This is a genomic window from Nostoc sp. JL33, assembly GCF_017114985.1.
Lineage (GTDB): Bacteria > Cyanobacteriota > Cyanobacteriia > Cyanobacteriales > Nostocaceae > Nostoc.
The window spans coordinates 57,069-69,911 of sequence record NZ_JABXKP010000080.1; the positions used below are offsets into that span (position 1 = coordinate 57,069).

Consider the following 12,843-nt stretch of genomic DNA (forward strand, 5'->3'; position numbering starts at 1 on the left):
TTTTGATGAATATCCGGACAAATGATCAAAAAGTATTCTGTTTTACTGAAAATAAACTCTTCTTATCCTTCGTTTAAATGTTCGACTAATAACCAATTAGCAAAGTGATTCTGACGACCCCAGAATGTGACTAATTGTTCGTGGGGATAAGCGCGTAATTGCTCGTCGATATGCGATCGCAAAGTCACAAGCTGCCAATTTTGCCCTTGATATGCGGCTGGTGCTGTGACAGTGAATCTGTATTCCTGCTGTGACAAGCGGTAGAAAATGCCTTTGAAACAGTTATTTTCCCGAATTAATCCCTTGCCAAAAGCAGAGTCAGGGTACTCATTCGCTGATGGGCAAGGGCAATCGCCACTAACTGGATAGGCTTGTGGGTTATTTAAGTAATACAGTTGCCAGTCCAGCCAATCCGAATGATTGGGTGGAAGATTAAATAAAGGAATAATTGCTGCTTTTGAGCGATTGTCTTGCAATAAAGCCGTTTGTAGCGCCCTAACAGGTAAATCCCTCGGCTGGCAGTTTAACTCAACACATATCGCTGCTGCCATCCCTGCTGCTTGACCAATGCCCATAACCACAGGTTGTAATCTGGTGGCCCCATTGGCAATGTGAGAGACAGAAATATTCTTTTCACAGACTAAGAAACCATCTGTTGTAGCTGGAATTAGGCAACTGTAGGGAATTGTAAAGGGAGTCCCAGTCCAACGTCCTCCCCAACGGATAGATTTAGGTTGCAGTGGGAATTGAACACCAGGATAATGATGGTCATTGGCGTAGTTACCAACTGCGATCGCTTCGCAAACGCCAAGGGCGAACGCATCATTAAATATAGATGCAACTCTACCTGCGGCGATCGGCAAAATATCCTGTTCTCGGACAGTAGTTAGCCCTACTAAGCGGCGGCTTTCCCGGTAATAGGGATGGAGTGCAAAAGCTGTAGGGGTGTGAGGAAATACTTTTTTTGCTAAACCATAGCGACGACCAAGCTGTTTTTGGATAAAATGGGCAAAATTTTGGCTGTGCCAGCGAGATTCTTGGATGAATTCACCTCTGGATACATCTGATATCAACCGCTCTACTCCTTGGCCGTAGTCATTACCACAGATTGGCCAATTAATCATAAATAGACCCCCAGGCAAGCGTCCGTAATTCAAAAATGTCTCTGTTCCATAGCCATACATAGCACCTGTAAACTGGGATGGATTATAGTTAGGGGCAGGTGGAATTTCTGGAGCCGCAGCTACGCCCGTCGTAGACATCGCTTCACCAAAGTCTTGCATAATCACTACATAAGTGGGCGCTTGCACCGGATATCTCTTGGTGAAAGAGTTAAAAGCTACTGGGGCGCTGGGTTCTCCCCACTCAGATTGCAATTCCCAGCCCCATCGGTAAGGTATCTCAGCTAAAGCCAATAAATCTCCCAATTCTGTGCCGTCGAGAATAATTTTGGCTGTGACAGCAAAATCAGCAAAGCGCACACCAGTAATAGAATCACCCTGTCGGAATACATCTATTGGCACTTGTCCAGAAATCCAGTGCAGATTTGGTAATTCTTGCACCCAATCTGCAAATATCTGCGCCCCAATCCGAGGATCGTAACTAAAAAAGCTTACCCAGCTGTTGTCTAATCCTCCGGGCTGTCGTTGTCGCAATTCCTGCAAAAACGCACCCCATAACCCAGTTTGAAAGGCTTCTAATTCGTTGCCATCGGGTGCGGATACTCCAGCCGAAGTTAGCATTCCCCCCAACCAAGGAAATTCACTCACCAGAATCGTTTTGGCTCCCCGTCGCGCCGCTTGGATAGCAGCCGCAGTCCCTCCGGTTCCCCCACCGACAACTAAGACATCAGCTGTGTATGTCTGATTAACCATTGCTTAACCTCACTGGAGTTTTGACATATTCTCCCCAGATAGCTTGGCATCAAACAAGATAAATTTTTTTATCTAGATATATATACCGCTTTTGTAAAAATGAGACAATTTTAATTTTTGTACTCAGCTAGCAGAAAGATTTTAGCAAAGTTGTTATTTTTAATTTATGCTCGAAAAATACATATCGAATCCTTTAAGAGCAAGACTTACAAATAATTTTATTCTGGCTGGATATGCATAGGATTTAGGATTACATCTAAGAATAGCTTGATATTTTTAGCCAGACTCATGAGAACTTGATATTAAACGGTCATGAAGAAATACAACTTGTATATACAGCTAAAGATAGAGGTTGTTCCTATGTTTTGTATTTAAACTTAATATAAATAGTAAATTTTTATGTATTACTAGTATTAAGTAATAATCAAAATATTATGTTTACTAATTGCTTTAAAAGTAATGATAATTTAAGTATAAATAAGGATAGGAATATATCAAATGTTGAGATAGCACTTTTTATAGATCAAATCAAAAGTAATATTTGGCTATTTGGTATTCCATCTTGGCTTTTTGGCATAACCGATAGAAGCATAGCTGCATTTGCTGATGGTTATTTATCTCCTATAGAAATATGTCAGTTACTTACAGCCTCTTTCTTTTTTCTGAGTTGGCTATATCTCAAGCCTGATGAAAGCTTTAACAGCAATGATTTAGGCCCCAACGAATATCAAGAATATCTCGCTCGTACTCAAGCTAACAAGCTTCAAGTAAAAAAGCTCCACATGATTAGCCAGGAGTATATTTTACCGTTTCCTTATATTTGCCAAATTTATCATTTATTGAACTTAAAACATTTAGAAACAGTTCATAGCTTTAGCCTTAATAACCTGAAAATTTTTCAAGTTAGCCACTTTCAGCCAACAAACACCGGCGGAATAATCAAATTCCAAACAATATTAGACTCGCCAGCTAATCCTTTGAGAATTTGGCGGCAACCGATTGTAGAGGTGGATTTAATATTACATACTCCCTACACTGTTGAACTGAGTATTCCAGTCTACAATAACAAAAGGATAATTGTTATATTTCATGCTTTCCCGTTAAATGACTCAGAGCATCAGTTCTTTATAGATATTTATAGTGATCTAGAGTGGCCAAAGCCATTATTACAAATAATATTTCATTTTGCTTCTTGTTTGACACTATTTGAAGATTTGCCGTATCTAAGAGCTTTAGCTGATAAAAACATCGGGCGTTTATTCAACTTAAGCAGGGCTTCAAATCACGAGACTGCCTTGCTGTTTAAAAGATACGTTGAGCTATATGGTTCGACTGGAGAACCAACTAAATTACTTGAGGGGAGGGAAGAGAGACGCGATTAATCGCGTACAGGAGAGACGCGATTAATCGCGTCTGTACAGGAGTTAGTTAAGCGCGTGCTAGTAATGGAGCAGCAGCTAGTAAGGTTTTGGTATAAGGGTGCTGAGGATTAGCAAAAATAGTTTTTGTCAGACCGAGCTCGACAATTTTACCGCCATTCATCACGGCAATACGATCGCACAAAAATCGCGCTAACCAAAGGTCATGGGTGATGAACAGATAAGTTAGCTCAAACTCTTCCTTTAATTGCAACATCAAATCTAGCACTTGCGACTGCACGCTAGCGTCTAACATACTCACGGGTTCATCGCAAATGAGAAGTTTAGGGTGAGTAATTAAAGCACGAGCGATCGCTACTCGTTGCTGTTGTCCACCAGACAAATCTGATGGATAACGCTCATAATACACTTCTGGCGGTGTTAACCCAACTTTATCTAGCATCCATAAAACTTGTTCTTTTGCCTTAGCAGGATTGGCTAGATTGTGGATAAATAAAGGATCAGCGATACTTTGTCCCACTGTCATCGCTGGATTGAGACAAGCATGAGGGTCTTGAAAAACCATTTGTATTTGCCGCCTTGAGGAGCGAATTTCTTGACGCGACAGTTTAGTTAAATCCTGTCCTAAAAATTCAACTTTGCCACTAGTGGGACGAATTAGTTGCAAGATTGTTCGTGATAGCGTACTTTTACCACAACCTGATTCCCCAACTAAGCCGAGAATTTCTCCTGGATAAAGATCCAGGTTGATACCATCTACTGCTTTAATTGTCTGCGCTTGTGTGTTAAACAATCGTTCGATAAAGTTAGGTTCTATAGTGTAGTATTGCTTGAGTTCACTGACACTCAAAATTGGGGATTGCTGATTAATAATCGGTAATTGCTTTTCTGCGTCATTGACAATTATTAACTCTCCACTATCTTTTACTGCTTGAATGTGTAAAGCTGCTTTTAAAAGCGATCGCGTGTATTCATGTTGAGGGTGTCTAAATACGGTTTCTGTAGAACCCATTTCGACTATCTTGCCGTTGTACATAACCCCAATGCGATCGCAATACTCAGCCACCATTGCTAAATCGTGAGAAATCAGCAACAATCCCATGTTTTCTTCACCACACAGGCGAGTTAATTCTTTCAATATCTGCGCGGATACTGTGACATCTAAACTAGTGGTGGGTTCATCGGCAACAATCAACTTGGGGTTGAGGAGTAAAGCTAAAGCGATCGCTACTCGTTGGCGCATTCCACCGCTAAACTCATGAGGATACTGATTCCAGCGACTGGCTGGAATATTCACCTTTGCCAAGGTAGCAAGTGCTTTTTCTTTGGCTTGACGCGTTGATAATTTTGGTGAGTGCGCCTGAAGGGTTTCAATACAATGCTTACCAATCGTCATCAATGGATCGAGGCGTGTCATCGGATCTTGAAAAATTAAGGCGATCGCCTCTCCGCGAAACTTCCGCAACTGGTTAGGCATCAAGTCAAACAGCGACTGTCCTTGAAATGTCACCCGCCCCTCAACACGACTAGAGGCTGGTAATAAACGCATTACTGCGCGTCCGATAGTTGACTTACCACAACCCGATTCTCCCACCAATCCCATTCTTTCACCTGGTTGCAAGGTGAAAGATACATCATCAACCGCCCAGCTTGCTTCTTCTCCACTCCGTTGAGGATAGGCAACTCGCAGATTTTCGATACAGAATAAGGCTTCACTCATAGTTAGTTATCAGCCCTGAGCTACCAGCTTTTATAATTTCAAATTTAAGATAGTCTATCAGATTGATATTAGACCTGCGTTGTGCGAACATCTTTAATTGTCTTAGCGATCGCAACGAGTTCCGCCAATGTTCTATCATACTAATTTATACCGCTTGTCTCAAGTTTTATCAGTTCATGTAGGAGACGCGGAAGTTTGCCTACCTTTACAGCAGATTGCAGGTTTATGAAGTACAGTAGCAACAGTTTGCAAACCAGTTTCATAAATGCTTAGGATTGAGTAAATCGAGGGCAGTAGCAATTAGAGTATCAACCATTTTTGTTGTGCTTGGAGAGAACTGACGTAAAAAAGACTTAAGTTGCGACCACCAAAGTTCAATTGGATTAAAATCTGGGGAGTAGGGTGACAGATTAAGAACATTTGCACCGTATTGCCCTGCTAACTCAATAATGGCGCGTTACGCTATGGTTAACGCACTCTACTTGCTATATTGTCAAAGTATTGGTTGGATTTTTACTTTTTGATCAGGATCAGACACGCTCACAAATACTAAATCTGGATCCCAATGTCCAACTAAGTCAAGTTTAGCACATACACTCCATCCTCTATTTTGATCCCCAAGTCCTAGCTTACGCTCTCTATAAGTAGCATTAAGTGAGTCTTCAATAATTAGAACTTTATCTTGAATTAATGCCAATCTAGCAAGCACTAAAGCACGCTCTTTTGTAACGGTAATTATTTTGTCTTCCATCAATCAATCCTCCCTGAACGTTATTGGTCTCTAAGGGATCTAATATATCTAGTTAATTGAGATGGTAGCTGGATTTAGGCCGTGCCTAAATCCAGCTACCATTCAAAATCAATGAAACGCTTACGCTGTATTCATTTTGAATTTTGAATTTTGAATTTTGAATTTTGAATTTTGAATTTTCAATTCCGCCCTGCTGTACTAGCTGTTTAGCTGATTAATTCACCCATTTGTAGGAGGTAATTAGCAACTGAATAAGTGTACTTTACTTATAATCAGACCAACACAAAATGGTTTGAAGCAGCATTCACACAACAAGTGTATCAATTATGTTAAACCTGATATTTACCGGATGTATAAAAATAAAACCCTTGCTGGTTTCAACAGCTTTTTTGCTGGCTGTACAGACTTCTACCAATGCTCAACAAGCCTTCCCTAGTTTGACTCCAAGACAAGCTCAACATTTATCCCGTGACTTGGTTCCATATAATTCTCAAGACTTTTTTAGGCAAGGAAAAGATTCGATTGAGAGAGAAATTCAACTTCTTAGCTACCAAAGGCAACAGCGCTCAATTAAACCTGTTCTTAAGATTGATTCAGTACCGCAGATTAAAAGACCATATATTCAGCAAAAACTTTAACATCTTATTATCTAAGTAACAATCATTATCCTTCTATGACACCTTATTAGGACTTACGCAAAACTAACGAATTGTAGGGGAAATACCCTGCGGTCAGCTAAAGCTACATGAATTGCCCCTACGTAAATTCAAGGTTTTGGCGATTTTTTGCGTCAGTCCTGCTTATAATTGAGCGATCGCTATGCTCTGTTCCCGCTAGCAGAGTTTTTGTGTTTTCAATCAGCTTTGCAACACAAATTTACAATCTTAATCGTCTAGCAAGCTCATCAACGCTTGAATTTCAACGTCTTCCGACTCTGAGTCTAGCGGTTCTGAGTCTAGCGGTTCTGAGTCTAGCGGCTCTGACAATTGACACTGTAACTTTAATAATTCATTCTGTAATCCTTCTGCTACATAGAGCAGATTAGATTCTTGTGCAATTTTTAGCTGATTTTCTTTAATTTTGATTTGTTTAAGCAAGTTGTTTTCAACATGAATTAAATTGTAATGTTGAGCAATCATAGCTTTAAATTTCTTATCAATCTATCGAGTGCAATGAGATTTACCACCTATGTATTATTCCACACTTCTCTCATTTTTTAAATATCTGGTGATTTAACCTTCATTACTCGTAGTGTTTACGGGTATGGCGTTTCTTCTTAGAGGATGTTTGAAAAGTACTAGGCGAATAGAATTCGCTACTACACAAAGCAAAGTCCACCTCCGTGGACTAATGAAAATCAAGGGTTTTTAACCCACGGAGGTGGGTTTTGTCTGTATAGCCAAGCCAGTGCGTTGGGCGGCTCCGCCGACTTGTTCGCGCAGCGTCTCCCCTTGGGAGAAGCACCTGGCGCGCGACTTCCAGTCGCCCGGTCAGTAATAAATTAGACTTTTGAAACATCCTTTTACCTGAGTAGTATAGTTTCTGTTTTTCGGGGTTTTTGAGGTATTAAATCAGACGATCAATGTTATTTTGCTGAATCCTCGTAAGGAGGAAACTTTTAACGATAAATTCTCAAATAACAAAACTGCATAGCTTTTTCCACAAATCCATTCTCAATAGTTTGGGAATATTGGCTTAATACACCATGTGCATATTTTTATAGGCTTTTACAAAAATGGAAATCATGATATAAGATTGGTTAACTTGGTGTTAATTTTTAAATAACACATATTCACTTGTTTGTTATTTCACCGAGTATTGTAGATATGTTAAACATTTTTTTGGTGAATAGGATGAACTTAAAGTTTATAAATAGAAACATTTTTATATTGGTAAAGATTATATCTACAATGCTTATAACAAGCGCAATTGGATTAGAATCGTGGAATATTTATGCAGTAATAACTAATAGTAATCTACCAAGCAGCCTTAATCCCATTTTTTGGATTGAGCGTTTTGCCATGACCACCCATTTTGTGGAAAGTATTATAGCAGCTTTTTATGCACCTTCAAGAAAAAAGATGCGAATAAAATATGCTATTTATACTTTTTTTGTAGGCACAATTGGGTTGTTAGAACTGTTCTCTCAAGAGAATGGCTATTAAGTGTTCTACGGCTTGAAGGTATGAAATTTTCGGATTAGGTAGGTTGCTAGGGTGGAATGGCACTTAGCTTAAGCAAAATCTCTGACTTCTTAAAAAAGTCGGGGATCTAATTCTTTGTTGAGTAATTTATTCTTTGGAAGTCCACGATTACAATCCAAGTTCAGCAAACACCTCTGGAGAGAACATATCCCACAACACCTGGAAATATGGCATTAAAGTTTCAGCTTCTTGAGGAGTCAAGCTAATGTCTATTTCTTGTCTTAGCAAATGTAGCATTTGACGGACTACTTCCCACTGCACTTTTAATCTAGGATAGAGCATTACACATAAGGGAAATAACTCTTGTAGGATAGCTTCACAGCTTGTTTCTAAAGCACATACCCACAGGTATATTTGAAACATTTCTACATCCCGAATACTAGAGGTCTTAACTATTGGATTACTTAATCCACCAGACATTGAGTTGTAATTTGGGTTAAGTTCAATTACTCTTTGGCAAATCCTTTTAGCAATTTGTGTACTAATTGGTAGTAACTTTTGCACTGCGGATAATGCTAGAGAATCAGAATCATGGTTAGCTGCTGCTTCATAAGCACGTTGCAGTGGCATATACAAATGGTCATCAATAACTTTAAAGTATGTACTAATAAGTGATTGTTCTATTGGCTCAAGTGATTCTATGAGCATTTGACTTGTGTAATGAAACTGCATACTTACAAAGCCAATAACTCTAGGGTCTTGACTTGTGTATTTTTTTCTGAGCTTTCCTATATCCCCACCAATTACTGTAGCCAGCTTGCTAGGAGCCACTTGTTCTGTATAAACATCTAATGCCTGTTTATAAAGTGGATTCTCTGAGTCAACCAGGTTCCTTACCAAAGAAAGAGGTTGTGATGTTGTTTGTTGAGTATATACATCCAAAGCTTTTTGGTAAATGTTAAAAGAATCTCCTGAGATTTCCCACGGATTAATTAGGTTTAAGTCTATGCCATGTTGTTTAATTTCTTTTGATAATAATTGCTCAGTCTTATTCCAGGCTCTAGCACTAACACTTCGCAAGGACTCTAATACTTTTTGAGCAGTTCTCTTTCGTCCCTCTGGTGATACTATCTCTGATAAATTAGGTATTTCTATTTTTTCTACCCTACCAATATCAACATCAACCTTGAGATTCCCTATATATTTTTTTGCCCATTGTTGTGCTAAAGATTCAACGACCGTCTTATTTCCTTGGCTAGAAATTGATTTTAAATGATTTCCTGGAAACTCTTTTAAAATAGCCATTAACTTAATATACCCTGACTAAGATGTTACTGTTATATATCTTAACAATAATCAATTTAATCAAAATATTTTTTATACAAAGATTAGTATTGCAATTTTATGTATTACGGTTATCAAGTGTTTTAGTATTAATCTATATATCTGGGGTATTAAATAAGGAAATTTTTTATAAACAAGTATTTTTACTGATAAAATAGGAAATAAATATAAGTGGATAGGTAGGAAAACACCAAACTATGCAAAGATAAATAAATAGAGAAAATCAGAAAACTAAAAATAGTCTTATTAACAAAAGGTTATTAGCGCGATCGCACCCTACGTACAAAACTTGTAGGTTATAAAATATACGCTACTCAGCAAAAGCCAGTTGCGGGGGTTTCCCAATCTAAATCACTGGTGAATCTGACAGGCAGAAGAGAGTATAGTTTGTATAGTTGCTTTTTGCTGGAATTTTAGTTTGACACTAAGGAATTAAAAAATGTCTACTGATACTGACATAGTTACTTACGTTGAAGAGAGTGAATTTGATATTGTTTTAAATGGAAGTGAAGAGAAAGTCGTTGTTGTTGATTTTACTGCTACTTGGTGTGGCCCTTGTCGCCTGATCAGTCCGTTAATGGATCAACTTGCCGAGGAATACAAAGGTCGCGCTAAAGTTGTTAAGGTAGACGTTGACAGCAACAAGCCGATTTTCAAAAAATTCGGTCTTCGCAGTATTCCGGCGGTTTTAATTTTCAAAGATGGTATTTTAGCAGAAACCATCGTGGGAGTTTCTCCTTACGAGGACTTTAGTAACGCTGTTCAGAAGCTTCTTTAGCTAATTCATAATTCGTAATTCGTTATGACGAATTACGAATTATTTTAAACCTTTCCTTTTCGTCTATAATGTGCTTGGAGTAAACCCGTAGAATATTGTTTTGAGTTAATCAGCTCCAATTTTTCTTCAGGGCTAAATGGTGGGAAAAGGCGTATACCGCCACCTAAGATAATTGGAATAGTTGAAATAATATATTCGTCAATCAAACTGTGCTGAAGAAATGAATTGATTAATGCTCCACCACCAACTAGCCAGATGTTTTGCAAGCCTTGAGCCTCTATATTTGCCAACGCCTGTTTCACTGTGTCAGAAACAAACACAATGTCCTGACGCTCAGATTTGAGATGGCGCTGAGTGAAAACAAAGGATTTTTTTTCTGGATAAGGCCATTGATCAAAACTAAGTCCAATTTCATATGTCTTGCTGCCTAAGACAATAGCATCAATCGATTCGTAGAAAGCAGCGTAACCGTAGTCTTCCGCTTCTGTGTCAAGGATTGATAGCCAATCAATTCCGCCATCGCTACGAGCAATGTAGCCATCCAAACTAGCTGCTATGTAGAGTGTAACTTTCGTCATTGTGCTTCGGAATTTGGTAGTTTTCACTCAATTGGTATAAGCGATCGCAAGCTTATCCCTTCTACAGCATTTTAGCCTCTGATGGTTCTGGACGATATTTTGATTGAACAGATCAGATCATAGCGATGTCTACGACGGGCTATTCGGCGTCGCTCATCTGATTACTTACATTTTTTGATTGTGCGATTTAAACCGACCGGCAATAAATTCTCGCTTAGATAAATGCTTTGTATCGCGTTTGGTGACTCGCTCTCGCCACATCTTGAAACTAGATTCTTTCATTTCGCGCCTCATTAGGGCAATTACCTGTTTCTCCAGCAGCCCAAACTGAGCCTCAATAGCATCAAAAGATGTTCTGTCTTCCCATGCCATTTCAATGATGCGATTGATGGTTTGTGAATCGAGGTTAGGTAGCTTCATTCTTTTGCTGGCAAGTGATAAATTCGAGCTATATATATTTTACCTTTCGTTTTGAAGAACCATTGTGTCTGCTGCACCCAGTTGCAGGGCATAGAGGTTGGCATAGACACCTTGCTGATTGATCAGTTCGGTGTGAGTACCCTGCTCTACAATTTCTCCCTGCTGAATCACTAATACCTGATCTGCCTGAGTAACTGTACTGAGGCGGTGGGCAATTACGAAACTGGTACGACCTTGCAGCAAGCGGGCGATCGCAGTTTGTACTAACGCTTCTGTGCGGGTATCAATGCTGCTAGTGGCTTCATCAAGAATCAGAATCCGGGGATTAATCAACACCGCACGGGCAATACTGATCAGTTGTCGCTGTCCCTGGCTCAGGGGAGCGCCCCGTTCACCCAATTGAGTTGTATAGCCCTGTGGCAGTGAGGTAATAAACTCATGCACATTTGCCATCTGTGCAGCCGCTTCGATATCAGCTTGGGTGGCATAGGAAGCGCCAAAGGCAATGTTTTCAGCGACGGTGCCACTAAATAGAATATTGTCTTGCAGGACGATGCCAATTTGACGCCGCAGACTTGCTTGAGTAACACTACGCACATCAATATCATCAATTTTCACTGCACCGCCAGATACATCGTAGAAGCGCAAAATCAAGTTAATAATCGTACTTTTTCCCGAACCGGTCGGCCCTACTAACGCAACCATCTGCCCTGGATAGGCGTGCAAATTCACTCCTTTGAGAACCAGTTGCTCTGGGTTGTAACCAAACTTGACATTTGAGAATGTCACCTCACCCTGAACGGGCGGCATTTCTGTGGCATCGGGTGCGTCATTGAGCTGTGACGGTTCATCTAGCAATAGAAAGATTCGCTCTAATCCGGCGAATGCAGATTGAGCTTGGGTATAAAACTGGCTAAGAATCTGGATCGGGCGGAAGAACTGCTGGACGTAAAGTAAAAAGGCTGTCACCACACCCACTGTTGCAGATCCCGTGACTGCGAGATAGCCACCATAGGCCAGCACGCCTGCGGTTGCTAGTGTGTTGAGAAAATCGATGGAGGGCAGAAAAGCTGAAGTAATTAGCACAGCCTCAACGTTAGCATCTCTATTGGCGGCGTTAAGAATGTCGAATTCTGCGATGTTCATCTGTACACGATTAAATGCCTGTGCTTCTCGCACGCTGCCAATATCTTCTTCTAACTTGGCGGAAAGCTGCCCAATCGTCTGCCGGGTAACGCGAAACCTGGCTCTTGCCCAACGTGCAAATAAGCTTGTGGTAAAAATCATCAGTGGCACAACCAGATTGCTCAACAAACCGAGTTGCAGGTTGATTGAGAGCATCGCAATGATTATGCCGACCAAACTGAAAGTGTTGCCCAGCATTTGGGCGATCGTCAGTCCAAATGCCTGATTTACAGTATTAACATCATTCAGCAAGCGGCTCATTAAATCGCCTGCTTCGCTGCGATCAAAAAAGCTAAGTGGCAGACTTTGGATTTTAGTGAAAATGTCTTGCCTCAGTTGAGCCAGCAATCGCTGCATAATCCAGCCGACTCGAAGAATTTGACCCCGGATTGCCAAAACACCAAGTCCATAGTTCAGCCCTAATAGCCCTAATAACAGCAGTAGTCCTTGCAAATTACCTTGTGCAATTAGGTGATCAATCGACCAGCCGATAAAGAATGGGCCAATTGCCTGGGTTATAGCACCAGTTAATACTAGTGTCAGGGCGATGGGAATTTCTTTGCGATACAGTAGCACGTATTGCAAAAAGCGCCGCAGGGTGGAAGGTTGCTGACTCGTCTGCTCAGATGCAACAAGGGGAACTGTGCCTCTCATAAAAATTTTGGATTTT

General features: G+C 40.2%; 13 protein-coding genes. 4 read left to right on the forward strand and 9 right to left on the reverse strand.

Annotated features, from left to right (window positions below; all coding sequences use genetic code 11):
* Positions 1-62 precede the first annotated feature (62 nt).
* On the reverse strand, positions 63-1,874 hold the full coding sequence (locus HWQ23_RS23800) for an FAD-dependent oxidoreductase (protein WP_292833705.1): 1,812 nt from the start codon (positions 1,872-1,874) through the stop codon (positions 63-65).
* Positions 1,875-2,308: 434 nt separating this feature from the next.
* Between HWQ23_RS23800 and HWQ23_RS23805 the strand changes: the two genes are divergently transcribed.
* A complete protein-coding gene (locus HWQ23_RS23805) occupies positions 2,309-3,256 on the forward strand; it encodes a hypothetical protein (RefSeq protein ID WP_292833706.1) in 948 nt (315 codons plus the stop codon).
* A 46-nt stretch (positions 3,257-3,302) separates the two neighbouring features.
* Here the strand turns inward: HWQ23_RS23805 and HWQ23_RS23810 are convergent, their stop codons facing one another.
* The 3 genes from HWQ23_RS23810 to HWQ23_RS23820 form a co-directional block, all read right to left on the reverse strand.
* Positions 3,303-4,973, reverse strand: a complete 1,671-nt coding sequence (locus HWQ23_RS23810) for a dipeptide ABC transporter ATP-binding protein (protein WP_292833707.1) — start codon at positions 4,971-4,973, stop codon at positions 3,303-3,305.
* 259 nt (positions 4,974-5,232) lie between these two features.
* On the reverse strand, positions 5,233-5,424 hold the full coding sequence (locus HWQ23_RS23815) for a transposase (RefSeq protein ID WP_365742517.1): 192 nt from the start codon (positions 5,422-5,424) through the stop codon (positions 5,233-5,235).
* A 42-nt stretch (positions 5,425-5,466) separates the two neighbouring features.
* Positions 5,467-5,724: a hypothetical protein gene (locus HWQ23_RS23820; protein WP_292833709.1), complete on the reverse strand. Its 258-nt coding sequence runs from the start codon at positions 5,722-5,724 to the stop codon at positions 5,467-5,469.
* A 326-nt stretch (positions 5,725-6,050) separates the two neighbouring features.
* Between HWQ23_RS23820 and HWQ23_RS23825 the strand changes: the two genes are divergently transcribed.
* Positions 6,051-6,362 carry a hypothetical protein gene (locus tag HWQ23_RS23825; RefSeq protein WP_292833711.1) on the forward strand — a complete coding sequence of 104 codons (312 nt, stop codon included), beginning with the start codon at positions 6,051-6,053 and terminating at the stop codon, positions 6,360-6,362.
* 246 nt (positions 6,363-6,608) lie between these two features.
* On the opposite strand, the gene HWQ23_RS23830 is transcribed toward HWQ23_RS23825, so the two are convergent.
* Complete coding sequence (locus HWQ23_RS23830) at positions 6,609-6,863, reverse strand: hypothetical protein (RefSeq protein WP_292833713.1); 255 nt, start codon at positions 6,861-6,863, stop codon at positions 6,609-6,611.
* 714 nt (positions 6,864-7,577) lie between these two features.
* Between HWQ23_RS23830 and HWQ23_RS23835 the strand changes: the two genes are divergently transcribed.
* Entirely contained in the window at positions 7,578-7,889 is a 312-nt protein-coding gene (locus HWQ23_RS23835) for a hypothetical protein (protein WP_292833715.1), read from the forward strand.
* A gap of 147 nt (positions 7,890-8,036) precedes the next feature.
* On the opposite strand, the gene HWQ23_RS23840 is transcribed toward HWQ23_RS23835, so the two are convergent.
* A complete protein-coding gene (locus tag HWQ23_RS23840; protein ID WP_292833717.1) occupies positions 8,037-9,173 on the reverse strand; it encodes a hypothetical protein in 1,137 nt (378 codons plus the stop codon).
* A 478-nt stretch (positions 9,174-9,651) separates the two neighbouring features.
* Between HWQ23_RS23840 and trxA the strand changes: the two genes are divergently transcribed.
* Positions 9,652-9,990, forward strand: a complete 339-nt coding sequence (gene trxA / locus HWQ23_RS23845; RefSeq protein ID WP_292833719.1) for a thioredoxin — start codon at positions 9,652-9,654, stop codon at positions 9,988-9,990.
* Positions 9,991-10,034: 44 nt separating this feature from the next.
* Here trxA and HWQ23_RS23850 read toward each other — a convergent pair whose 3' ends face one another.
* The 3 genes from HWQ23_RS23850 to HWQ23_RS23860 all read right to left on the reverse strand — a co-directional run bounded on the left by HWQ23_RS23850 (position 10,035) and on the right by HWQ23_RS23860 (position 12,827).
* Positions 10,035-10,568, reverse strand: a complete 534-nt coding sequence (locus HWQ23_RS23850; protein WP_292833721.1) for a dihydrofolate reductase family protein — start codon at positions 10,566-10,568, stop codon at positions 10,035-10,037.
* A 165-nt stretch (positions 10,569-10,733) separates the two neighbouring features.
* Entirely contained in the window at positions 10,734-10,988 is a 255-nt protein-coding gene (locus tag HWQ23_RS23855) for a TIGR03643 family protein (protein WP_292833723.1), read from the reverse strand.
* Between the two features lie 39 nt (positions 10,989-11,027).
* Entirely contained in the window at positions 11,028-12,827 is a 1,800-nt protein-coding gene (locus tag HWQ23_RS23860) for an ABC transporter ATP-binding protein (protein ID WP_292833725.1), read from the reverse strand.
* Between the last annotated feature and the right edge of the window lie 16 nt (positions 12,828-12,843).

Bases quoted from the DNA above. Each gene is read 5' to 3' on its own strand.
- HWQ23_RS23805 (WP_292833706.1), top strand. From the start codon at position 2,309: ATGTTTACTAATTGCTTTAAAAGTAATGATAATTTAAGTATAAATAAG.
- HWQ23_RS23860 (WP_292833725.1), bottom strand. From the start codon at position 12,827: ATGAGAGGCACAGTTCCCCTTGTTGCATCTGAGCAGACGAGTCAGCAA.
- HWQ23_RS23850 (WP_292833721.1), bottom strand. From the start codon at position 10,568: ATGACGAAAGTTACACTCTACATAGCAGCTAGTTTGGATGGCTACATT.
- HWQ23_RS23820 (WP_292833709.1), bottom strand. From the start codon at position 5,724: ATGGAAGACAAAATAATTACCGTTACAAAAGAGCGTGCTTTAGTGCTT.
- HWQ23_RS23830 (WP_292833713.1), bottom strand. From the start codon at position 6,863: ATGATTGCTCAACATTACAATTTAATTCATGTTGAAAACAACTTGCTT.
- HWQ23_RS23810 (WP_292833707.1), bottom strand. From the start codon at position 4,973: ATGAGTGAAGCCTTATTCTGTATCGAAAATCTGCGAGTTGCCTATCCT.
- HWQ23_RS23825 (WP_292833711.1), top strand. From the start codon at position 6,051: ATGTTAAACCTGATATTTACCGGATGTATAAAAATAAAACCCTTGCTG.
- HWQ23_RS23800 (WP_292833705.1), bottom strand. From the start codon at position 1,874: ATGGTTAATCAGACATACACAGCTGATGTCTTAGTTGTCGGTGGGGGA.
- HWQ23_RS23840 (WP_292833717.1), bottom strand. From the start codon at position 9,173: ATGGCTATTTTAAAAGAGTTTCCAGGAAATCATTTAAAATCAATTTCT.
- HWQ23_RS23835 (WP_292833715.1), top strand. From the start codon at position 7,578: ATGAACTTAAAGTTTATAAATAGAAACATTTTTATATTGGTAAAGATT.
- trxA (WP_292833719.1), top strand. From the start codon at position 9,652: ATGTCTACTGATACTGACATAGTTACTTACGTTGAAGAGAGTGAATTT.
- HWQ23_RS23855 (WP_292833723.1), bottom strand. From the start codon at position 10,988: ATGAAGCTACCTAACCTCGATTCACAAACCATCAATCGCATCATTGAA.